At 71.0% G+C, this 21,160-nt stretch carries 18 protein-coding genes; 9 read left to right on the forward strand and 9 right to left on the reverse strand.

Translation table 11 applies throughout. From position 1 onward, the window contains the following. Positions 1–35 precede the first annotated feature (35 nt). The 3 genes from PA27867_RS13880 to PA27867_RS13890 form a co-directional block, all read right to left on the reverse strand. Positions 36–1,370: a M1 family metallopeptidase gene (locus PA27867_RS13880; protein WP_066597255.1), complete on the reverse strand. Its 1,335-nt coding sequence runs from the start codon at positions 1,368–1,370 to the stop codon at positions 36–38. Positions 1,371–1,377: 7 nt separating this feature from the next. Beyond that, positions 1,378–5,364: a Pls/PosA family non-ribosomal peptide synthetase gene (locus PA27867_RS13885; protein WP_084021431.1), complete on the reverse strand. Its 3,987-nt coding sequence runs from the start codon at positions 5,362–5,364 to the stop codon at positions 1,378–1,380. Positions 5,365–5,685: 321 nt separating this feature from the next. Continuing rightward, positions 5,686–6,621: a DMT family transporter gene (locus tag PA27867_RS13890; protein ID WP_420480677.1), complete on the reverse strand. Its 936-nt coding sequence runs from the start codon at positions 6,619–6,621 to the stop codon at positions 5,686–5,688. A 37-nt stretch (positions 6,622–6,658) separates the two neighbouring features. Here PA27867_RS13890 and PA27867_RS13895 point away from each other — a divergent pair, with 37 nt between their 5' ends. Beyond that, positions 6,659–8,092, forward strand: coding sequence for a PLP-dependent aminotransferase family protein (locus PA27867_RS13895; protein ID WP_084021170.1), 1,434 nt, complete (start codon positions 6,659–6,661; stop codon positions 8,090–8,092). 113 nt (positions 8,093–8,205) lie between these two features. Here the strand turns inward: PA27867_RS13895 and tcuA are convergent, their stop codons facing one another. From tcuA to PA27867_RS13910, 3 genes are all read right to left on the reverse strand, one after another. After that, positions 8,206–9,675 carry an FAD-dependent tricarballylate dehydrogenase TcuA gene (tcuA, locus tag PA27867_RS13900; protein ID WP_066597259.1) on the reverse strand — a complete coding sequence of 490 codons (1,470 nt, stop codon included), beginning with the start codon at positions 9,673–9,675 and terminating at the stop codon, positions 8,206–8,208. 111 nt (positions 9,676–9,786) lie between these two features. Then, the gene (locus PA27867_RS13905; protein ID WP_066597261.1) at positions 9,787–10,488 is read right to left on the reverse strand and encodes a response regulator; all 702 of its coding nucleotides are present in this window, start codon (positions 10,486–10,488) and stop codon (positions 9,787–9,789) included. Further along, a complete protein-coding gene (locus PA27867_RS13910; RefSeq protein WP_167550847.1) occupies positions 10,485–12,161 on the reverse strand; it encodes a sensor histidine kinase in 1,677 nt (558 codons plus the stop codon). The genes PA27867_RS13905 and PA27867_RS13910 overlap by 4 nt, the downstream gene beginning before the upstream one ends. A gap of 111 nt (positions 12,162–12,272) precedes the next feature. Here PA27867_RS13910 and PA27867_RS13915 point away from each other — a divergent pair, with 111 nt between their 5' ends. The 6 genes from PA27867_RS13915 to PA27867_RS13940 all read left to right on the forward strand — a co-directional run bounded on the left by PA27867_RS13915 (position 12,273) and on the right by PA27867_RS13940 (position 17,220). Further along, a complete protein-coding gene (locus tag PA27867_RS13915; RefSeq protein ID WP_066597266.1) occupies positions 12,273–13,253 on the forward strand; it encodes a Bug family tripartite tricarboxylate transporter substrate binding protein in 981 nt (326 codons plus the stop codon). Then, positions 13,250–13,885 carry a tripartite tricarboxylate transporter TctB family protein gene (locus PA27867_RS13920; RefSeq protein WP_066597269.1) on the forward strand — a complete coding sequence of 212 codons (636 nt, stop codon included), beginning with the start codon at positions 13,250–13,252 and terminating at the stop codon, positions 13,883–13,885. Before PA27867_RS13915 ends, PA27867_RS13920 begins: the two co-directional genes overlap by 4 nt. A 1-nt stretch (position 13,886) precedes the next feature. Beyond that, the gene (locus PA27867_RS13925; RefSeq protein ID WP_066597271.1) at positions 13,887–15,455 is read left to right on the forward strand and encodes a tripartite tricarboxylate transporter permease; all 1,569 of its coding nucleotides are present in this window, start codon (positions 13,887–13,889) and stop codon (positions 15,453–15,455) included. 118 nt (positions 15,456–15,573) lie between these two features. Next, positions 15,574–15,873 (forward strand): hypothetical protein, encoded by a 300-nt coding sequence (locus PA27867_RS13930; protein WP_066597273.1) that lies wholly within the window; start codon positions 15,574–15,576, stop codon positions 15,871–15,873. Positions 15,874–15,941: 68 nt separating this feature from the next. Continuing rightward, a complete protein-coding gene (locus tag PA27867_RS13935; protein ID WP_236900716.1) occupies positions 15,942–16,883 on the forward strand; it encodes a S1C family serine protease in 942 nt (313 codons plus the stop codon). Between the two features lie 139 nt (positions 16,884–17,022). Then, positions 17,023–17,220, forward strand: a complete 198-nt coding sequence (locus PA27867_RS13940; protein WP_066597278.1) for a hypothetical protein — start codon at positions 17,023–17,025, stop codon at positions 17,218–17,220. Positions 17,221–17,286: 66 nt separating this feature from the next. Here PA27867_RS13940 and PA27867_RS13945 read toward each other — a convergent pair whose 3' ends face one another. Next, positions 17,287–17,487 (reverse strand): hypothetical protein, encoded by a 201-nt coding sequence (locus PA27867_RS13945; RefSeq protein ID WP_066597280.1) that lies wholly within the window; start codon positions 17,485–17,487, stop codon positions 17,287–17,289. Positions 17,488–17,628: 141 nt separating this feature from the next. Here PA27867_RS13945 and PA27867_RS13950 point away from each other — a divergent pair, with 141 nt between their 5' ends. Beyond that, positions 17,629–18,510, forward strand: a complete 882-nt coding sequence (locus PA27867_RS13950; RefSeq protein WP_066597282.1) for a hypothetical protein — start codon at positions 17,629–17,631, stop codon at positions 18,508–18,510. Positions 18,511–18,567: 57 nt separating this feature from the next. Here PA27867_RS13950 and PA27867_RS13955 read toward each other — a convergent pair whose 3' ends face one another. Further along, entirely contained in the window at positions 18,568–18,840 is a 273-nt protein-coding gene (locus tag PA27867_RS13955) for a DUF2277 domain-containing protein (protein WP_066597288.1), read from the reverse strand. A gap of 405 nt (positions 18,841–19,245) precedes the next feature. Here PA27867_RS13955 and PA27867_RS13960 point away from each other — a divergent pair, with 405 nt between their 5' ends. Further along, positions 19,246–19,515 carry a hypothetical protein gene (locus PA27867_RS13960; protein ID WP_157109240.1) on the forward strand — a complete coding sequence of 90 codons (270 nt, stop codon included), beginning with the start codon at positions 19,246–19,248 and terminating at the stop codon, positions 19,513–19,515. 499 nt (positions 19,516–20,014) lie between these two features. Here the strand turns inward: PA27867_RS13960 and PA27867_RS13965 are convergent, their stop codons facing one another. Then, positions 20,015–20,998 (reverse strand): Gfo/Idh/MocA family protein, encoded by a 984-nt coding sequence (locus PA27867_RS13965; protein ID WP_066597293.1) that lies wholly within the window; start codon positions 20,996–20,998, stop codon positions 20,015–20,017. Positions 20,999–21,160: the final 162 nt, after the last annotated feature.

Below are 21,160 nucleotides of genomic sequence, written 5' to 3' on the forward strand. Positions count from 1 at the left end.
CGTTGCGGGCAGGATGGGCCCCCCGTAGCGGCAGGTCAGGCGGCCAGCGGCGGCAGGCTCTTGCCGGACACCCAGCGGGCGATGATCTTGTCGGCGACCCGGGTGCCGGAGGCGACATCGAAGCAGCCGAGCAGATCGTCGGTGGTGACGCTGCCGTGCCGGTGGCTGCGGGTGTACGCGCGGAGCGCCGTGAAGAAGGCCTCGTCGCCGATGGCCTGACGCACGGCGTGCAGGGCCAGGGCGCCGCGCTTGTAGACCCTGTCGTCGAACATGTCCTGTGGACCGGGGTCACCGATCACGATGTTCTTGGGCAGCAGGTCGAGCTCGGCCCGGTGCAGCACGGCGCTCTCGTGCGCGGTGGGCCCGCCGCTGGCCTCGGCCCAGATCCATTCCGCGTAGCAGGCGAAGCCCTCGTGCAGCCAGATGTCGGCCCACCGGGTGAGGGTGAGGCTGTTGCCGAACCATTGATGCGCCAGCTCGTGGGCGATGAGCCGGTCACTGCCGTGCAGGCCGTCCACGTGGTTGCGGCCGAACACGGCCAGCCCGTGCGCCTCGAGCGGGATCTCCAACTCGTCGGCCGTGACGATCACCGAGAACGCCGGGAACGGGTAGGGGCCGAACGCCTCCCCGAACACGGAGATCATGTCGCCCAGCCGGGCGAAGTCCACCGACACCGGCCGGGCCAGCGCGGGCGGGTAGAACAGGCTGTACGCCACCGGGGTGGCGGTCACGTCCTGCCGGCGGTACCGGCCGATCTGCACGCTGGCCAGGTACGCGGCCATGGGCTCGCGCACGTCGAAGGTCCAGGTGGTACGGCCGGACCGGCTGCTCTTGGCCACGAGCGGCCCGTTGCTCACGACGGTGTACGGCGCCTCGCAGCTGAGCTGGATGCGGAAGGTGGCCTTGTCGCTGGGATGGTCGTTGCAGGGGAACCACGACGGTGCGCCGCTCGGCTGCCCGGCGACGAGCACGCCGTCGGTGAGTTCCTCCCAGCCCAGCTCGCCCCAGTGGCTGCGCACCGGGTGCGGCGCCCCGCGGTACGCCACGACCACGTCGAACCGCTCGCCCGGCTGCAGCGGAACGGCCGGGGTGAGTACCAGCTTGCGCGCGGTGTGCGTGGTCTTGGTGGGCATCCGCCCGGCCACGGTGACCTTGTCGACGCTGAGGCCGGCCAGGTCGAGGCTGAACCGGTCGAGCCGGGTGAGGGCGCGCGCGGTGATCGTGGCGGTGGCGGTCAGCCGATTGGAGGAGACCCGGTAGTCGAGCACCAGGTCGTAGTGCTCGACCTGGTAGCCGCCGTTCCCACTCGCCGGCAGGTAGGGGTCGCCCGCTGACGTGGAGCCGATGATGGGAGGCGTGGGAGACAACATAACGGGGTCAAGTCTTCCATGGCGGACGGTGCCACGGCGCAATCGGGTTGCCGGCCCAGAGCGAGTCGGTGGGCACCCGCTCGCCGCGCATCACCAGGGAGCCGGGCCCGACGGTGGCATGGTCGTCGATTCGCGCCGCGGGCAGGATCACACTGTTGGGCCCCAGGGTGCCGCCGGCGCCGATGTGCACGGTGTCCAGCTGCATGATCCGGTCGTGGAACAGGTGCGTCTGCACCACGCAGCCGCGGTTGACGCTGCTGCCGGCGGAGAGAGTGACCAGATCCGCCTCGGGCAGCCAGTACGACTCGCACCACACGCCCCGGCCGATCCGGGCGCCGAGCGAGCGCAGCCACAGCGCCAGGGCCGGGGTGCCCGACGCGTTCTGCGCGAACCAGGGCCGCGCCACCATCTCCACAAAGGTGTCGGACACCTCGTTGCGCCAGATGAACGATGACCAGAGCGGATGCTCGGTGGCGCGGATGCGGCCCACCAACAGCCACTTCGCGGCCGTGCTGACCGCCGCCGCGACCACGCCCGCCCCGATGAGCACGAACCCGGACAGCAGCAGCGCCCAGCCGGGGCCGACCGCAAGCCACAGCGCCTCGAGCACGGCGAGGACGCCGAGGGCGATCCACGCGGAGACGAACACCGGCACCAGGCGGAGCAGTTCCCAGAGCGACCGGGCCAGGCGCAGCCGCGCCGGCGGGTGGAAGGTGCGGGCCTCGTCGATGTCGGTGACCCGGCGACGCAGCCGCGCCGGCGGGTTGCCCAGCCAGGACGAGCCGCGCTTGGCCTTCCGCGGGGTGGAGGAGAGCACGGCCACGAGGCCGTCCCGCGGCACGGTGCGGCCCGGGCCGGCGATGCCGCTGTTGCCCAGGAACGCCCGGCGGCCGATCTTGGCCCGGTCGATGCGCATCCAGCCGCCGCCGAGCTCGTAGCAGGCGACCATGGTGTCGTCGGCGAGGAACGCGCCCGGCGCGATGGTGGTGAGCGCGGGCACGAGCAGCACGGTTGAGGCCTCGACGCCGGGGCCGACCTTGGCGCCGAGCAACCGCAGCCACACCGGGGTGAGCAGGCTCGCGTAGACCGGGAAGAGTAGGGTGCGAGCGCCGTCGAGCAGGCGTTCGGTCATCCAGACCTGCCAGCCCACGCGGCTGCGCACCGGATGGTGGCCCTCGGACAGGCCCAGGCCGAGCAGCCGCACCGCGCCGATGACGGCCCCGGCGTAGAACAGGCCGGCGGCCAGCACGGCCAACGGCACGGCCAGGGCGGCCCGGCCCACGGCGGCGCCCAGACTCGCGGCATCCCCCACGAACGCCCCGACGATGAGCACGCCGAGCAGCACCGCAATGGTAGGGATGGCGGTGAGACCGACCGAGCCGGCGCCGTAGGCGAGCAGCCAGCGGCGGGCACTCGGCGGGCGTTCGGCCGGCCAGGCGTGCCGGGCGGAGCCGACCCGGGCGGCGGGTGAGCCGGCCCAGCGTTCGCCGGCCGGCACCCGGCCGGAGACCGCGGAGCCCGGTTCGATCTCGGCGCCGGCGCCGATCTTGGCGCCGCCGAGCAGCGTGCTGCGGGAGCCGATCACGGCCTCGGGGCCGATCTTCACCTGCCCCAGTCGCAGGGTGTCGCCGTCGAGCCAGTACCCGGCCAGGTCCACCTCGGGTTCGATGGCGGCGCGCTCGCCGATGCTGAGCATCCCGGTGACCGGCGGCACCGAATGCAGGTCAACGCCGGGTTCGATGCGGGCTCCGAGCAGGCGGGCGTAGTAGCTGATCCACGGCGCCCCGGCCAGGCTGGCGGCGTCGACGAACTGGGCCACCTGCTCGGCCAGCCACAGCCGCAGGTGCACCGACCCGCCGCGCGGGTAGGCGCCCGGCTTGACGCCCCGGAGCAGTAGCCGGGCCGCGGCCACCGAGATGCCCATCTTGCCCAGCGGAGTGACGAGAAGGAGGAACCCGGCGAGGATCCACCACCACGACACGGTGGGGGCGAAGGATGCGCCGGCGGCGGAGAGCACGTTGTTGGCCGCGGCCAGGTAGACCAGCCACTTGGCGCCCACGAGCAGGTGCAGCGGGATGCCGAGCAGACTCTGCAGCAGACCGCTGCGTGCCGGGGTGGGCAGCACCGCGCGGCTGCGGCGGGCCACCGGCGGGGTGCGGCCGTCGAGTTCGGCGGCCAGCGCGCCGATGCGGGGGTGGTCGTAGATGTCGCTGACCCGGGTGTCGGGGTAGCGTTCCCGGATCGCGGAGACGAACTGGGCGGCCGAGAGCGAACCGCCGCCGTAGGCGAAGAAGTCGCTGTCGGCGTCGGCCACGGGCAGCCCGAGGATCGCGGCCCAGTGCTCGGCGAGCCAGGCGGCGGTCGGGGTGAGCGCATCCGTGTCGGTGCCGGCACCGGCCAGGCTGGGCAACGGCCAGGGCAGCGCGGCCCGGTCGACCTTGCCCGAGGTACGGGTGGGAATGGTGTCGACCACGGTGAGCAGCGGCACGAGCGCGGCCGGCAGCGCGATGCGCAGGGCTTCGGTGGCGGCGGTGAGGTCGAAGGCCTCGAGGCCGGCCGGGGCGGGATCGACGAGCGAGAGATAACCCACCAGCACCTGGTTGCCGGCCGGGGTGGTCTGCACCACCGCGGCGGCGCCGGCGACGCCGGGCAGGGCCTGCAGGGCGGCGTCGATCTCACCGAGTTCGATGCGGCGTCCGCCGAGTTTGATCTGGTCGTCGGCGCGGCCCACGAACACGAGCCCGGCGGGGTCGAACCGCACCAGGTCGCCGCTGCGGTAGGCGCGGTCCCAGCCGAGGCCGGCGTGCGGGGCGTACTTCACGGCATCCTGCGTCGCGTCGAGGTAGCGGGCCAGGCCCACCCCACCGATGATCAGCTCACCCGTCGCGCCGGCGGGCACCCGGGCGCCGTCGGCGTCGACCACGGCGAGGCTCCAACCGTCCAGCGGTAGGCCGATGCGCACGGGGTCGCTGCCGTCGAGCAGGGCGCCGCAGGCCACGACGGTGGCCTCGGTCGGGCCGTAGGTGTTCCAGACCTCGCGGCCGCGGCCGCTGATGCGGGCGGCCAGCTCGGGTGGGCAGGCCTCGCCGCCGAAGATCACCAGCCGCACGGATTCCAGCGCCTCCTCGGGCCAGAGCGCGGCGAGAGTGGGCACCGTGGAGACCACGGTAATGCCGTGGGCGATCAGCCAGGGGCCCAGGTCGGCGCCGCTGCGCACGAGGGAGCGCGGGGCCGGTACCAGGCAGGCGCCGTTCCGCCAAGCCAGCCACATCTCCTCACAGGAGGCGTCGAACGCCACCGACAGGCCGGCCAGCACCCGGTCGCCCGGCGCGATCGGTTCGCCGGCCAGGAACAGCCCGGCCTCGGCGTCCACGAACGCCGCGGCGGAGCGGTGCGTCACGGCGACGCCCTTGGGCACGCCGGTGGAGCCGGAGGTGAAGATGATCCAGGCGTCGTCGTCGGGGCTCGGCATGGGTTCGCCCCAGTGCGCCAGCGACGGGTCCTCGCCGGCCGGCACGGGACGCTCGGTGAGCACGCCGGCGTCGAGGCCGTCGCGCACCGCGAACCGGCCGCCGGCCCCGATCACCCCCACGACATGGGCCTCACCGAACACCAGCCGGGCCCGTTCCTCGGGGTCGTCGGCGTCCACCGGCACGTAGGCGGCGCCCACGCTGAGGGTGGCGAGAATCGACAGGTAGAGCTCGCGGGTGCCCGACGGGATGCGGATGCCCACGGTGTCGCCGCGGCGCACGCCCGCGCGGCTGAGCTGGACGGCCTGGTCATTGACCAGCCGTAGCAGGCGGCGGTAGCTCAGGGCCCCGGCGGCGTCCTCGAGTGCGAGAGCCGTGGGGTGCTCCTCGGCGGTCGCCCGGAGGATGTCGACGAGGGTGCGCTCCGGGTGCACCAGGTGGCCGGCATCCAGCACGCCTTGCTCGTGCGCCTGCACGTACGAGTCTGCGTTCGAGGTGCCGGGAGCCGACGCGGTGGCAGACATCGAGACGGTGCTGGCGAGTGAGTCGGAGCGCATATCGGGCTCTGAATGGTTCGGGGTCACGCACGCTCCTGTCCGGTTTTCGCGACAAACCGCGACGCGCCCACCGTAAGACGATCAGGTAACCGGCGGGTGAACGCACGTCACACAGGCACATTCTCCTCCCCAACCCGCCCCATCCCGCCCGCCGATGCGCATAACTCCTGCAATTTCTCCGCCCGGTCGGCCCCCACCGCGGATTTCCGGGGGCTGTCGGGTGCAGCCAGGTCAGTTTGCAGGAACTCGGGGCACCGTTTTCGGGTGGCGGTGGCGGACGGGGCGCGGTCAGCGGATGCGGGCGCGCACCGCGGTCGCCGCGCAGGCGATCACCGCGACCGCGCCGACCAGCACCACGAGGTCCAGCCGCTCCCCGAGCAGCAGGGCGGCCCACACGATCGTGAGCACAGGTTGCACAAGCTGGATCTGGCTCACCCGGGCGATCGGCCCGATTGCCAGCCCGCGGTACCAGGCGAAGAACCCGAGGAACATGCTCACCCCGGCGAGGTAGGCGAAGGCCAGCCAGGCCGGCGCATCCGCCCGGGGCCAGCCGGAGCCGAGCCCGACGAGCATCAGCGGCACCATCACCGGCAACGCCACGATCAGGGCCCAGCAGATGGTCTGCCACGAGCCGAGCTCGCGGGACAGCAGGGCACCCTCGCCGTAACCGATCGCGGCGAGCGCCACGGCGCCCGCCAACAGCAGGTCCGCCGGCTGCAGAGCCTCGAGGCCGCCGGCGGTAACCGCCACGAACCCCACCACGGCGGCCACGCCCAGGCCGCTGGCCAGCCAGAACCGGGGCGTCGGCCGTTCGCGGGCCCGGAGCACGGCGACCACGGCCGTGGCAGCGGGCAGCAGACCGATCACGACGGCACCGTGGGCGGCCGGCACCGTCTGCAGCGCGTACGAGGTGAGAATCGGGAACCCGGCGATGACACCCGCCCCCACGAGCGCCAGGCGCGCCCACTGCCGGCCCCGCGGAAACCGCTGCCGCAACACCGCGAGCACCAGGATCGCGAGGAGTCCGGCCGCTACGGCCCGGCCGGCGCCGACGAAGAGCGGGTCGATCTGACCCACGGCCACCCGGGTCAGCGGCAGGGTGAACGAGAACGCCAGCACGCCGAGCAGACCGAACCCCAACCCGGCGGCGGACGAGCCGTGCGGCGCCGACGCGGAAGCAACCGTAGAACCCGTGGCCGGGGCAGGACCGGGGCCGGATAACACTGGCGGCCGAGCGACGATAGCGCTATTGTCTGGTTTCATGCACGAGGATAGCACCACGGCCGACGGCCCGTCCGGCGAATCTGCCCACCTGGCAATCGAACGGCGGTTGCGCGGGTTGGCGGCGACCCGGCCCGCCGGTGAGCGGTTGCCCTCCACCCGCACCCTGGTGATGGAGCACGCGGCCAGTCCGCTCACGGTGCAGCGGGCCGTGCAGCGGCTGGTGCTCGAAGGACTCGTGGAGACCCGGCCGGGTGCGGGCAGCTTCGTGGCCCGGCGACCGGGCGTGCATCGCGCCGACTTCGGCTGGCAGACCACCGCGCTGGGCACCCCGCGCACCGGCGCCGATGCCATCGGCGCCGCCCTGGCCACCGCCGGCCCCGGGGTCATCTCCCTGCACTCCGGCTACCCGGCCGAGGAGTTGCTGCCCACCCGGCTGGTGCGGTCGGCGCTCGTGCGCGCGGCCCGCACGAGCACCGCCGTCGAGCGGGCTCCCCTGGCCGGGCTGCCCGAGCTGCTCACCTGGTTCGCCGCGGAGCTGGCGCCCGCCGGCGCATCCGCCGTCGCCCCGCCCACAGCCGACGACGTCGTGATCACACCGGGCGGGCAGAGCGCGCTGTCGTCGATCTTCCGGGCACTGGCCGCCCCGGGCGACGCCATCGTGATGGAATCGCCCACCTACTGGGGTGCGATGGCGGCCGCCCGCCAGGCCGGACTGCGGGTGGTGCCCATCGGCCGGGGCGCACGGGCGCCCGCAGCCGGCGACCTCGACGACGCCCTGGCCGCCAGCGGGGCGCGGCTGTTCTACGCCCAACCGCACTTCGCGAACCCCACCGGGGCGCTCTGGACGAGCACCGAACGGGCCGACGTCCTGGCCGTGGTCCGGGCCCGCGGGGTGTACCTCATCGAGGACGACTGGGCGCACGACTTCGGCATCGACGCCGAGGTCGTGCCTCTGGCTGCCGACGACGCCAATGGGCACGTCGTGTACGTGCGGTCGCTCACCAAGAGCCTCTCCCCTTCCATCCGCGTGGGCGCCGTCGTGGCGCGCGGGCCGGCGCTGGCCCGCATCCAGGCCGACCGCACCGTCGACGACCTCTATGTCAGCGGCATCCTGCAGGCCGCCGCCGTCGATGTGCTCACCGATCCCGGCTGGCGCAGCCACCTCGCCCGGTTGCGTGGGGCATTGCGCGCCCGCCGCGACGAGATGGCCCGGCAGGTGCGCGGCCAGTTGGGCGCGGATGCGCTCGAGCTAGTTCCCCGGGGCGGCCTCAACCTCTGGGTGCGCGCAGGCGACGGCGTCGATATGCGCGACCTCGCCCGCCGCAGCCGCGCGGCCGGCGTGCTGTTCTCCCCCGGCGACGATTGGTTCCCCGCCGAACCCACCGGCTCGTTCCTGCGGCTGAACTACTCACGCGCCCGCCCCGAGATCTTCGAGGAGGCCGTGGCGACCATCGCCGGACTGCTGCCCTGATCCTTGTGACGCTGTGGAGCTGCAGCCTCGGCAGGTCGGGCCTGGGCCGGCCTCGACACGACAGGTTTCGTGGCACCCCGCGCCGGGCCGACCCGGCCCAGCCCTGGAAGCCGCTACGCCAGCTGGCCCGCCCGGCGCCCGAACACCATGCCGGCGGTGAGGCCGGAGCCGCCGGGATAGTTCTTGGAGAACAGACCCCCCAGAGCCTCGCCGCAGGCGAAAAGACCAGGGATCTCTGTGCCGTCCTCGCGTAGCACCCGACCGTGGGTGTCGGTCTTCAGCCCGCCGAACGTGAAGGTGATGCCGCACGTCACGCCGAAGGCGTAGAACGGTCCGGTCTCCAGTGGGGACGCCCAGTTACTCTTGGGCGGCTGCACCGCGGCTCGCCGGCCGTCCTTGACCGTGGGGTCGAAGGCGACGGAGCGATCGATGGACTCGTTGAACTCCGTCACGGTACGGGTGAAGGGCTCGACCGGAATGCCGATCTTCTCGGCCAGGAGCTCCAGGGTGTCGGCGGTTTCGACCGAGATACCAGGCATGTCGTACTCCTCGGTGCGCAGCATCGGGCGCAGCGTCTCGTCGAAGATCTGCCAAGCCACCGAACCCGGCTGCGCGAGAATCTCCCGGCCGTACTTGGCGTAGGTGTAGTTGCGGAAGTCGGCGCCCTCGTCCAGGAACCGTGCTCCCTCGCGGTTGACCAGGATTCCCAGCGGGTAGGACTGGCGGGTGAGCCGGTTGGTCAGCTCCCGGTTGGACTCGTTCTGCGCGGTGAAGGCATCCCACTGCACCGAGTGGCAGGTCGTCCAGTCGCCGCCGCGGGCGGCGCCGAGCCGCAGCCCGGCCTCGAGCAGCTCGCCAGTGTTGAACGGCGTGCCGCGCACCTTGGCGTTCTGCCACCCCGCGCCCATCTCCGCCTCGCGGAGGGTAGGGCTGGCTTCGAACCCACCAGATGCGATGACGACGGTCTGAGCGTACAGCTCGGTTCCGTCGGCCAGGCGCACACCCACGACCTCGCCCGCGTCGCCCGTGACCAGATCGACGACGTGCTGGCCGTACCGGATCTCGGCGCCTTCCGCGAGGGCGACCCGGGTGTGATCGGCGATGAGACCCTCACCACCGCCGACGTTTCCGATGTGCAGGCCTCCCCAGAAAAGGTAGGAGCCGTCGGGCCTGTCGTACGCCTGACGCTCGTACATGAGCCTGTACTTCAAGCCCAGGCTCGCGAGCCACTCGACCGTCGGTCGCGCCTCGTGTACGAGTACCTCGGTGAGGTCGGGGTCGTTGCCCCCCTCGGTGACCTTCACCAGGTCTGCCCTGAAGTCGTCGATGGAATACGGCGGAACTATGGAGCGGTCGTGGCGGTCGTCGGGCTGCACCAGCGGACGCAGATCGTCGAGACCGTCGTGCGGAACCCGGGTGGCCCCGGCGGTGTAGAAGCTGTTGCCGCCGGCCTCGTTCTGCTCGCCGCGTTCCAGCAGCAGCACCCGGCGGCCGCGCTCCGCTGCTGCGTGCACGGCGCTGAATCCGGCGTTTCCTCCGCCCACGACGATTACGTCGATCGCGGTCGTGTCATCCTCGGCCATTTCATCCTCCTTGACGAATATCTCGACATCGAGATTCTTTATCGATCGTAGGACGCTCACCGTCGCGAGGACGATTTAGGCCATATTGGACGTAACCGCCGAAGGATTCGTCTAGTAGCCGCTACTGCCGGTCCAGCGGTATAGGTTCTGCGGCCGGCCGACGTCGCCGTACTTCGCGGTCACCTCCACCAGATCCACGACGGCGAAGTGCTCGAGGTACCGTCGGGCGCTCACCCTGGAGAGGCCGAGGGTCTCGGCCAAAGCCGTCGCCGTCACCGGGGTGTCAGTGGCGAGCAGGGTCTCGCTGACGAGCCGGGCCGTGTTCTCTGAGAGCCCCTTGGGCAGGGCCGGGCGGGGAACCTGCGCCTTCCTGCCCTGCATCGAGTCGATCTGAGCCTGGGTCAGATCGGCGCTGTCCAAGGCCAGGGCCTCATGGCGTCGGTCGGCGTACCGGCGCATCCTGGCGGTGAAATCGTCGGGCAGGAACGGCTTCAGCAGGTAGTCGACCACGCCCAGTTCCAGAGCCTGCCTGACCAGCTCCGGATCCGGCGCGGCCGTGACCATGATGACGTCGAGTTGACCCGAGGATGCCGCGCGCACCGTGCGCAGCAGGTCCAGTCCCGATGCGTCCGGAAGGAACATGTCCAGCAGCACGAGGTCGACGTCGCCCGACTCGATTGCGGCGGCGGCGGCAGCCGCGGTCAGCTCGGTGCCCACGACGCTGAAACCATCGAGCGTTGCGAGGAACCGCCGATGCAGGGCGGCGACGGCGAAGTCGTCCTCGACTATGAGCACCCGGATCGTGTCGGTCATGCGGGATGCTCCTTGATGGGTGGGGGTGAAGCGGATGCTGCCGGCAGCCGCACCACGAACCGGGCACCGCCCAGGTCGGCACGTTCGATGCTGATCTCGCCGCCCCGGTGCACGATGTGCTCGCGCACGACGCTCAAGCCGATACCGTGCCGCCAGCCGTCGGCGGGTTTGGAGGTGTGACCGTGTTCGAACACACGTTGAGCGTCCTGGTCGCTCAGCCCCGGGCCGTCATCCTCGATGATGAGTTCCAGGCCGTCCGCGTCGCCGACCAGGAAGACGTCGATGCTGGAGTCGGCGGCCTCGATGGCGTTGGAGAGGAGATTGCCGACGACGGTGAGCTCCTCCGCTCCCACGGCGACAGCAGCGCCGACCCTGCTGTCGGCGGAAATGTCCAGGGTGATGTCCTCGGCGTCCGCCTGCGCCTGCCTGGACGCGAGCAGTGCCGCCAGCATCGGGGGCTCGATGCGGTGCCACTGTTCCGCCGCCCCCGGTCGTTGCGCGCGCGGCAGGCTGTCGAGGTACCGTCGGGCGTCGTCGAACTCACCCAGCCGGAGCAGGCCGGACACGACGTGCATCCTGTTGTCGAAATCGTGCGCCTCGACACGCAGCAGGCCGGACCTGGCGCGCTCGTCGCCCAGGGTCGCGAGCATCGATTCCAGCTCGCTGCGGTCCTGGATGACAAGGGTCGTGCCCACGTCGCGGCCGTCGGCCACCGCGGTGGACCGGGTCACGACGAGAGTTCGTCCCGCTGTGGTGAGCTGTCTTGTGTCCGGTTGGCCCTCGGTGTCGAGCATCCTCACGATGGGAGCAGGGAGCGCCTCTGTCGCCCGTTCGCCCTCGACGTCACCGGTGACGGCCAGCAGTCGTTTGGCGCCGGTGTTCATAAAAGCGATGCGGCCGTCATCGTCGATGCCGACGAATCCGTCCTGAACCCCGTCGGTCATCGCGGCCCTGGACTGCACGAGGGCGAGCATCTCCCCCGGCTCGATGCCGTAGAGCCGCCGACGCAGCCGAGCGGTCGCCGTCCAGGAGACGATGAGTCCCAGGAGCACCGCAACGAGAGTGGGCACGATGATCTGCAGCGCCCGACCTGTCACCTCTTGCTGCACGGCGCGAACCGGCACGCCGGCGGAGACGGTGCCGACGATGCGTCCGTCCGGGGCGATCACCGGAACCTTGGCACGCAGGGTCAGACCCACGGGGCCGTCTTCCTCTGCTCCGACGTAACGCTCGCCCCGGCGCACCCCGGAATGGTCGCTCGAGACACGTTGACCGACGAGCTCGGGCCACGGGTGGGCCACCCGGAGATCGTTCAGGTCGACCACGGTGATGTATTCCACCCCGGAGGCCTTCTGCATGGCCGAGGTGATGGGTTGGATGAGCGCGTGCGGATCCGGCGACTGCAGGCCCTCGATCACAACCGGCAGCGTCGCGACGGAATCGGCCAGCACCTCCAAATCGCCCTCCGCCGAGCGACGTACCTGATCGGTCTGCACGGCGACCGCGACACCCGCCGCGACCGCGGCGATCAGCGTGATCACCCCGACCTGCGCGACGAACAGGCCGAAGGCGAAGCCCCCGCGGCGAGCGGCCGCACGTCGTTCGGGGCGCACGCGAAACCGCGGGCGACCCCGCGACACACGTCCGGAGAGCTGTTCTGCTGAGTCCGTCACGACCGAAATGTCCAATATGGCGAGATATGTGCGCAACCAGGCGTGGGGCGTTGAGTCGCCATAAGTTGGTGCCTCAATCGATCTCCTACAACGTCGTAAGGGTGTGCTCTCGTGAATCAAGTATTACGCACCGTCGTGTTCAGCACGGCGGTCGCGCTCATCACAGGCTTCGCCGTGGTCAATGCGGTCTCCACCGGATCGTCCTCGACGGTGCGCAACAAGCTCACCGTGATGGCCCCCGCCTCACCCGGTGGCGGATGGGACGGCTTCTCCAGGGAATCCCAGGCGGCGTTGCGCTCCGAGGGCATCGTGAACAACGTCCAGGTCGCCAACGTCCCCGGCGCCGGCGGCACCATCGGGCTCGCCCAACTGGTCCAGATGACCGGCCGGGACGACATCCTGATGGCCACCGGCGGGGTGATGATCGGCGCGATCTCGCTGGGTGACACCGCGGAGACCCTGCAGGATGTCACCCCCATCGCCCGGGTCGCCGACGATTACGCCGCCTTGGTCGTGCCGGCGGACTCGCCTATCACCTCGCTCGACGACTTCATCGACGAGTGGCAGGCCGACCCCGCCGGAACCTCGATAGCGGGCGGCTCCCTCGGATCCATCGACCACCTGATGACCGGCCTGCTGGCGGGTGTGATCGGGCTGGACCCCAAGCAGGCCAATTACATCGCCTACTCCGGCGGCGGGGAGGCTCTCTCCGCGATGCTCTCGCACACCACGACAGGGGGCATGTCGGGCTACAACGAGATCTCCGGGCAAGTGGAGGCGGGGCAGCTGAGGGTTCTCGCGGTCTCCTCCCCCGAACGGATGCCCGGAGTCGACGTGCCGACGTTCATGGAACTCGGTGTCGACGTCACGATGTCGAACTGGCGGGGCTACGTGGCCCCGGCCGGTCTGAGCGACGAGGAGACGGCGGAACTTGCGGCGATCGTCGAGGAGATGCAGGCGTCGCCGGCCTGGCGCGAGGTGCTGGAACGGAACAACTGGACCGACTCCTACCTGGTCGGGCCTGACTTCGAGGACTTCCTCATCGACCAGCAGAAACAGATTGACGTGATCATCGGGGAGCTCGGACTATGACGACACCATCCACAACCCCCGTGAGTGCCCGCCCCGGCCAGGAGTCCGGCATCCGTCGGCGGTCCTGGTGGACCGGCAGAGGCGAACTCTCCGTGGGAATCCTGGCCCTGGTGGCTGCGGCTCTGCTCACGGTCGGCACCATCACCATGAACGTGCGCGGTCAGCAGGAGCCGGGCCCGCAGTTCTTCCCGGTGATCGTGATCGGCCTCTTGCTCTTCAGCGGCGGCTGGGTCACCGTGCAGGCGCTCCTGCCTCGCCGTGCGGACAGGCAGGTGTGGCACTCCCCCGATATCTCGAAGGACATGCTCGCCGACGTGGCGGGCACCGACACCGAACTGATCAAACTCGATCGCCGGCACGCCACCCAGGCCGAGGATGACAAGACCGCGTTCGACTGGCGCACCTTCGGTCTCGTGCTCGGCGCCGTTGTGCTCTTCGCCGTGCTGCTCAACCCCGTGGGCTGGATCTGCAGCGCGGCTCTGCTCTTCTGGCTGGTCTCGTACGCGCTCGGCAGTCGCCGGCCCGTATTCGACATCGGCGTCGCCCTCATTCTGAGCTCGGCGGTACAACTTGCTTTCAGCGCCGGGTTGGGCCTCGCCCTTCCCTCCGGCTTCTTCGGATGGATGTTCTGACATGGACCAGATCACGCTTCTTCTCGAGGGTTTCTCCGGAGCCCTCACCCCGATCAACCTGCTCTGGGTGCTCGTCGGCGCCGTTCTCGGCACCGCCGTGGGGGTGCTGCCCGGACTCGGCTCATCGATGGCGGTGGCCCTCCTGCTGCCGGTGACTTTCAGCCTGGACCCGACGGCCGCGTTCATCATGTTCGCCGGCATCTACTTCGGTGGCCTGTTCGGCGACTCTACGGCCGGCATCCTGCTCAACACACCGGGGAACTCGTCGGCCATCGCCTCCTCTTTTGAGGGCAACCGGATGGCCAAGAGCGGGCGTGCCGGCAAGGCTCTGGCCACCGCGGCCCTCGGCGCCTTCTTCGGGGGCACGCTCGCCACCCTCGTGACGGTCTTCGCCATGCCACTGCTCGTGTCAATGGCCACGATGTTCGGCCCCGCCGAGTACTTCGCACTGGCGGCATTCGCGTTCCTCGCCGTGAGCTCGGTCGTCTCCGAGTCGATCGTGCGCGGACTGCTTTCCCTCGCAGTCGGGCTGGCGCTCATGCTGGTCGGCATCGACGGGCCCAGCGGCACCGAACGGTTCACCTTCGGTCTGCCCCAGCTTTTCGACGGCCTGTCCATCGTCGTCATAACAGTGGGGTTGCTCGCCCTGGGTGAGGTCTTCTCGGTGGCCTCCCGCATCCACCGCGAAGACAAGTCGGTACAGATCATCCGCCAGGGCCGCGCCTGGCTGAACCTCTCGGACCTCCGGCGCGCCGCTCCTGCGTGGTTACGGGGCACGGCGTTCGGGCTGCCCTTCGGCATCATCCCGGCCGGCGGCGCCGAGGTTCCCACCTTCCTCGCCTACGGCACCGAGAAGCGTCTGGCGAAGGCGCGCGGTGACAAGAACTTCGGCTCGATCGGCAGCATCCGCGGTGTCGCCGCACCCGAGGCCGCGGCGAACGCCACGGCCGGCACTGCAATGGGGGCGCTCCTCGCTCTCGGCCTGCCCACGTCGGCCACGGCAGCGATCATGCTCGCTGCCTTCCAGCAGTACGGTCTGCAGCCGGGGCCGCTGCTCTTCTCGCGCACCCCCGAACTCGTCTGGACCCTCATCGCGTCGCTGTTCATCGGCCTGGTCGCGCTGCTCATCCTGAACATGGGATTCGCGTCGCTCTGGGCGAAGCTGCTCCTGGTGCCCAAGCACTACCTCTACGCAGGCATCACGGTGCTCGCCGTCCTCGGGGTGTACGCCATGGGGTCATCGGTTGTGGACGTCTGGGCGCTCATCGCGATCGGGCTCATCGGCCTGCTGATGCGACGCTTCCGCATTCCTCTGGCCCCGGTCATGATTGCCGTGGTGCTGGGGCCTCTTGCCGAGACCGAGCTACGGCGCGCTTTGGCCGTGTCTGCGGGTGACCCGGCCGTGCTGGTCTCCAGTCCGTTCACGATCACCCTGTACTCGATCCTCGTCATCATCACCGTCGTGTCGATCGTGCAGCATCTGAGAAAGCGGCGTTCGGCCGGCTCAAACCTCGACCGATCCGCTGACGACACCGTGTCAAGCGACACCGAGACCTCGGCACGCCGCTGACCGGCGTGCACGACGCCAGAAAACTGGGCGTCCTCCGACAGCAGCGGCACGCAGGGACCGCGGCGTCTCGACGGCGCCGCGGATTCCCTAGACTGGGACAGAAGGGGGCGTGATCCGGATGAAGAAGGACAAGAGCGACGAACCGCGCGACGAGTTCGACCGTATCCAGATTCCCGAGTTTCTGGCCCGGCCGTTCGAACGTCTCGGCGGAAGGCCCACCACCGGCCTGCCTCCCCGGCCCGCCCCTCAGGGGCAGACCAGCGGCAACGTCTCGGCCGACGCCGACGCCGACGCGACCGAGAACCCCGAAGACGCACAGCCCGTGCAGCGCCAGTGGTGGGCCGGCTACCGCGGCAAGCTGTTGCTCTACGGAGCGGGCACCCTCGTCATGGTCTTCCTCCAGTCCCGAGGCCGATAACGCGTTCCGCGTCTGCCTGAAGCGAACGCGACCCACTTCCGCCCCGGCGCGACGTACGCTCTGGTGCCATGAACGATCTGCCACCGATGAGTGACGACGGGCTCCTCGACGCCTACTCGAAAACCGTCATGGCCGTGGCGACCCGGGTGCTGCCCAGCGTCGCCAGCATCACCGTGCGTGGTCCCCGCGGCGCCGGAGCGGGCAGCGCCAGCGTGATCACCGCTGACGGGGTTCTGCTCACCAGCGCCCATGTGGTCGCCGGGGCGACCCGGGCCGAGGCCGCATTCACCGACGGCACCACCGTCGAGGTTGAGATCGTCGGCAGCGATGCGCTCTCCGACCTGGCGGTGTTGCGGGCGCTCGGCGATGCCCCGCCGCCCGTGGAGCTCGGCGATGCGTCCCGGCTCCGGGTGGGCCAGGTCGTCGTGGCGCTCGGCAACCCGCTGGGCCTGGCCGGCAGCGTCACGGCCGGCATCGTCTCGGCGTTGGGCCGGTCGCTGCCCACCCGGTCCGGGCGGGTGGTCGACGAGGTCATCCAGACCGACGCCGCACTCAACCCCGGCAACAGCGGCGGCGTGCTGGCCGACAGCGCCGGACGCATGGTGGGTGTCAACACGGCCGTCGCGGGCATCGGGGTGGGCCTCGCCGTGCCCATCAACACCACTACCCGGGAGATCATCACCGCGCTGCTGCGCACGGGACGGGTGCGCCGGGCCTGGCTCGGTATCGCCGGCGCCCAGGTTCCGCTGCCTCCGGAGCTGGCCGCCCGGATCGGGTCACCCACTGGCCTGCAGGTGGCCGGGGTGTCACCGGGCAGCCCAGCCGCCGAAGCTGGCCTGCACCGCGGCGACATCGTGGTGGAGCTGGCCGGACAACCCGTCGTCACCACCACGGCCGTGCAGCAGCTCATGGTCGAAGACGCCATCGACAAGCCCATCGAGATCACGGTGTGGCGAAACGGCGCCCTGGTCGACGCCATCACGGTGCCCCGGGAGCTCGCCGACAGCTGAGCCGGCGGCGCGGCGACTACACCGAACGGAGCACGCCGGTTCATCCGTCTGGCGGATGCCGTGACGGTAGCGCGGGCGGCACGATGGAATGACCGATCAGGACGCGTTGGGTCGGACCGTTCCGTCGAGAGGACAGACCATGACCACCCTGCTGCGCACCAGTACCGCCCACCGGTCCCTGTACCCCATCGTGATGACCGCGAGCGTCGTGGCGGTGCCCGCCGGCACGCACGGGCCGGCCGATCTGCCCGCCTCTGTGGACCGGGCGCCGGCGCATTCCCTCGACCGGGTGGCCCTGTGGACGGCCCAACCGGTCGAACTCGGTCGTACCGCCTGAGCCCAACACCCCTCGGGGGTGACCGGCGCCCGCTGCCCGCGCCGCCGTTCGGGCCGCGGCCTCCGGTCACGCCCCGAGCAGGAGCAGCACGTGATACGTGGCGTAGGCCGGCCAAACGATGGCCTGCAGCAGGCCGAGGATGAAGCCCCAGAACGAGCCGTCCGAGATCGAGATGAAGTAGATCGCCGCCCCGATGTAGGCGAGCAGGAAAAAGAAGCCCCACGATCCGTCGCGTACGATTACGCGGCCCCGCCCATCCGTCGTCATCACGCGCTCCTTCTGCTGGTCTGGCCGACCGGTTCTCCCGCTCACGGTAGCCGTGCAGGGGCTCGGGCGAAACCCCCGGCCTGCACCCGATTGCCGGTGCGGCCGCTGGCGGCGGGCGCACCCGCGGGTGAGGATGGTGCCATGGCCGTTTCGCTCACCGCAATCGCCCGGGAACTCTACGGTCTCGCCCCCTCAGACTTCACGGCCCAACGCAATGCCCGGGCACGAGACCTCAAGCCGACGGATGCCGCACTGGCCAAGCAGGTCGCCACCCTGCGCAAACCGTCGCCCGCGGCGTGGGTGGTGAACCTGATCGCGCGGGAGCGAGCGGGGAAGCTCGAGTCGCTCCTGAGGCTCGGCGAGCAGATGCGGCAGGCGCAGGAGCAGTTCGACCGAAACGAGCTCCGTCGGCTCGGCGCCGAACGCCGGGAAGCCGTGGCCGGTCTCGCCCGCGAGGCGGCGGATCTGGCCGATACGGCCGGGCATCCGCCCACCGCGAGCGTGCTCGGCGAGGTCGAGCAGACGCTGCAGGCGGCCACCTCCGACCCGGATGCCGCGGCAGCGGTTACCGCCGGTCTGCTCGTGCGTGCTCTGCGGGCCGTGGGCTTCGAACCCGTCAACCTGCTCGATGCGGTCGCGGTGCCGGGCGCCGCTGCCGTTCCCTCGTCGAAACCAGCCTCCTCCGGGAGCCCACCGCCGGTGCAGCTGCACGAGGCGCGCCTCCGCAAAGAGGCACGCCGGGAGGCCGAACGTCTCGAGGGTGACGCCGAGGCCGCGGCCGCGGAGCTCGATGCCCTCGACCGTCGTGCCCACCGGCTCGAGCTGCGTCGGCAAAGCCTGGAGGCCGAGGCGGCGGAACTGCGGGAGCAGCTGCGGGAGGCGGAGTCCACCCTCACGGCCGTCGCCGACGACGCACAGGCCCTGGTCCACGCGCGCAGCGCCGCCCAGGCCGAGGCGGATGCGACGAGCCGGCGCGCCCACGAGGCCCGGGCAGCCGCCGATGCGCTGGCGGCCCCGGACTGACGCTCCCCACGCATCCGGTACCGACGGGCGGCCCGCGCCGACTGAGCGGCGCCGGTGTCAGGCCGCGGCGAACCGTTTGGCCGAACGCGCCTTGGCCTTCTCCGCCTCGACCTCGCGGTTCTTCGGCGGAGCGGTCGTGACCAGGTCCTCGAGAAGATGCCGGGAGATGTGGGCGATCTCCTCAACCGCACGGTTGAACGCGTCCTGGTTGGCCTGGGACGGTTTCGTGGACCCACTGATTTTGCGCACGAATTGGAGGGCGGCGGCGTGTACCTCGTCGTCCGTCGCGGCCGGCTCGAAATTGTGCAGCTGATGGATGTTCCGACACATGTTTTAAGGGTAGCCAGACCGGCACAACGGCGAAAGTGCGAAAAAGTGTTGCAGCGCGACCGGTCCTCCCACTACGGTGATGCTTACGCCATACGACGAAAGGAGCCCAGCGTGTTTAGTCAGATGACTGCAATCGCAATCCGCACCACCGCCGGCTTCGTCGGCGTCTTCACCGCCTGATCGGCCAGTAGGTAACCCACCGGTCCAGACGGTGGTGACGCTCTCGAAGCCCGACCAGGCAGCATCCGCACTCGTGTGCCTGCCGCCAGGGTCATTCACCCCGCTCGCGTCGCGCGTTCCTCGCGCGCCGCGCCTCTAGCCGCCTCGAGCGGCCACCCTCATCCGGCGACCCCGGACGCTCTTCGGCGTGCCCGGATTCGCACCCTTCACGAAGGAATCACCACCATGAATACCCAACTGGCGCCCCGTCCGGGCCGTCACGATCACCCGCCCCAACCCGTCCCGCACCCCGAACCGCGGCCCGTGCGCCGCGTAGGCCCGCTCGACCGTGCCGCGATGCACCTGGGCATGGCCCTCATCGCGTGGGGTCGACGCCCCGTGCGCACACCCCGTCGGGAACGCCCCGTGTTCTCGCCCGAGTCGGTGCAGGCCCGGAGAGACCTGGAGAACGCTCGAGACCAGTACCTGGTTCTCAAGCTCACGCAGTTCCGATGATCCGCCCGCGCCCCCGGTGCGCCCCGAAGCCTCGGCTTCGGCGGCGCACCGGGTGCCGTCGGTCTCAAGGGTTCCGCGGGCACCGCGCCGCCCCGCGGGTGGCACGCCCCGCGCTCAACGGCGCCCGACCCGCGCGTAACGTTCCGCGGGCACCGCGCCGCTCCGCGGGCAGCACGCCCCGGGTACTACGCTCCGCGGGCACCGCGACGCCCCGCGGGTGGCACGCCCCGCGCTCAACGGCGCCCGACCCGCGCGTAACGTTCCGCGGGAACCACGCCGCTCCGCGGGCACCGCGCCCCGGGTACTACGCTCCGCGGGCACCGCGCCGCCCCGCGGGTGGCACGCCCCGCGCTCAACGGCGCCCGACCCGCGCGTAACGTTCCGCGGGCACCGCGCCGCTCCGCGGGCACCGCGCCCCGGGTACTACGTTCCGCGGGCACCGCGACGCCCCGCGGGTGGCACGCCCCGCGCGCAGCGGCGCCCGACCCGCGCGTAGCGTTCAGCCTCCGAGCCCCGCGCGCCACTGATCGAGCAGGCGCGCGATGGCGCGGCTGTGCGCCCAGGGCACCTCGGCCGCTTCGGTCCGGCCGTCCAGCAAGGCCAGCGACACGGCGTCGGCCTCCGCGGCGAACGGGTCCACCGTCGCCGGTTCGACAACGCGATCGCCAGCGCCGGTGTGCACGGTGAAGGATGCCGCCGAGGCAGCCCGACTGCCGAACACGTCGGGCAGGTCGATGCTTCCGGCGCTGCCGGACAGCGTCGCCGACCTCGGCAACTCGGTCACGATGGAGCAGGCCACCTCCGCGGTGAAACCATTCGCCGACACGGTTGCGGTGGCGTGCTCATCCACCCCAGTGTCCCCGATCCGGCCCGCCGCGGCCGTGAGGGTGAGGTCGGCGGGGTCGAGGCCGGCGGCGGCGGCGAGGCCCACCGCGAGAGACACGGGGTAGCCGCCCACGTCGAGGATTGCCCCACCGGCCAGGCCCGGGTCGAACAGGCGGCCGGAGCGCTCGCCCGCGGCGAAGCCGAACGACGCGGTCAACCGCAGCGCCGAGCCCACCTCGCGGTCGGCGACGGCGGCGTCGAGGGCCCGGGCGAACGGCCCGAACCGGTGCTTGTACGCCTCCACGAACGGCAGGCCGGAGGCCGCGGCCTGGGCCAACACCCGTTCCACATCGGCCAGAGTCGGCGCGACGGGCTTCTCGCAGAGCACGGCTTTGCCGGCCTGCAGCGCAGCCACGGCCAGGTCGGCATGGGTTGTGTTCACCGTCGAGATGTACACGGCGTCGATGTCGTCCCGGGCGAGCAGCTCGTCGTAGGTCCCGGTGACCGGCGCACCATACAGAGCCGCGAAATCGGCCGCCCGGCCGGGGTTGGTGCTGCCGACGGCGTGCAGCGTGCCGTGCGCCGACCCGGGCAACGCCCGTGCGAACCAGCCGCCGATATCGCCCGGTCCGAGGATTGCCCACCGTGTAGTTGTCATGCCGTCACGCTACCAAGCCCGCGGTGGGGCGGATGCCGGCAGCTACGCCCGGCCCGAAAACCACACCTCGGTCTCGTCGCGGACGGCTGAGCAACGAACGTTTACAAGGAGTTCGGTGAGATCCAAGGACGCTCCGTCAAAACCGGCCCTGTCAATCGCACT

Source organism: Cryobacterium arcticum, from assembly GCF_001679725.1.
GTDB lineage: Bacteria > Actinomycetota > Actinomycetes > Actinomycetales > Microbacteriaceae > Cryobacterium > Cryobacterium arcticum_A.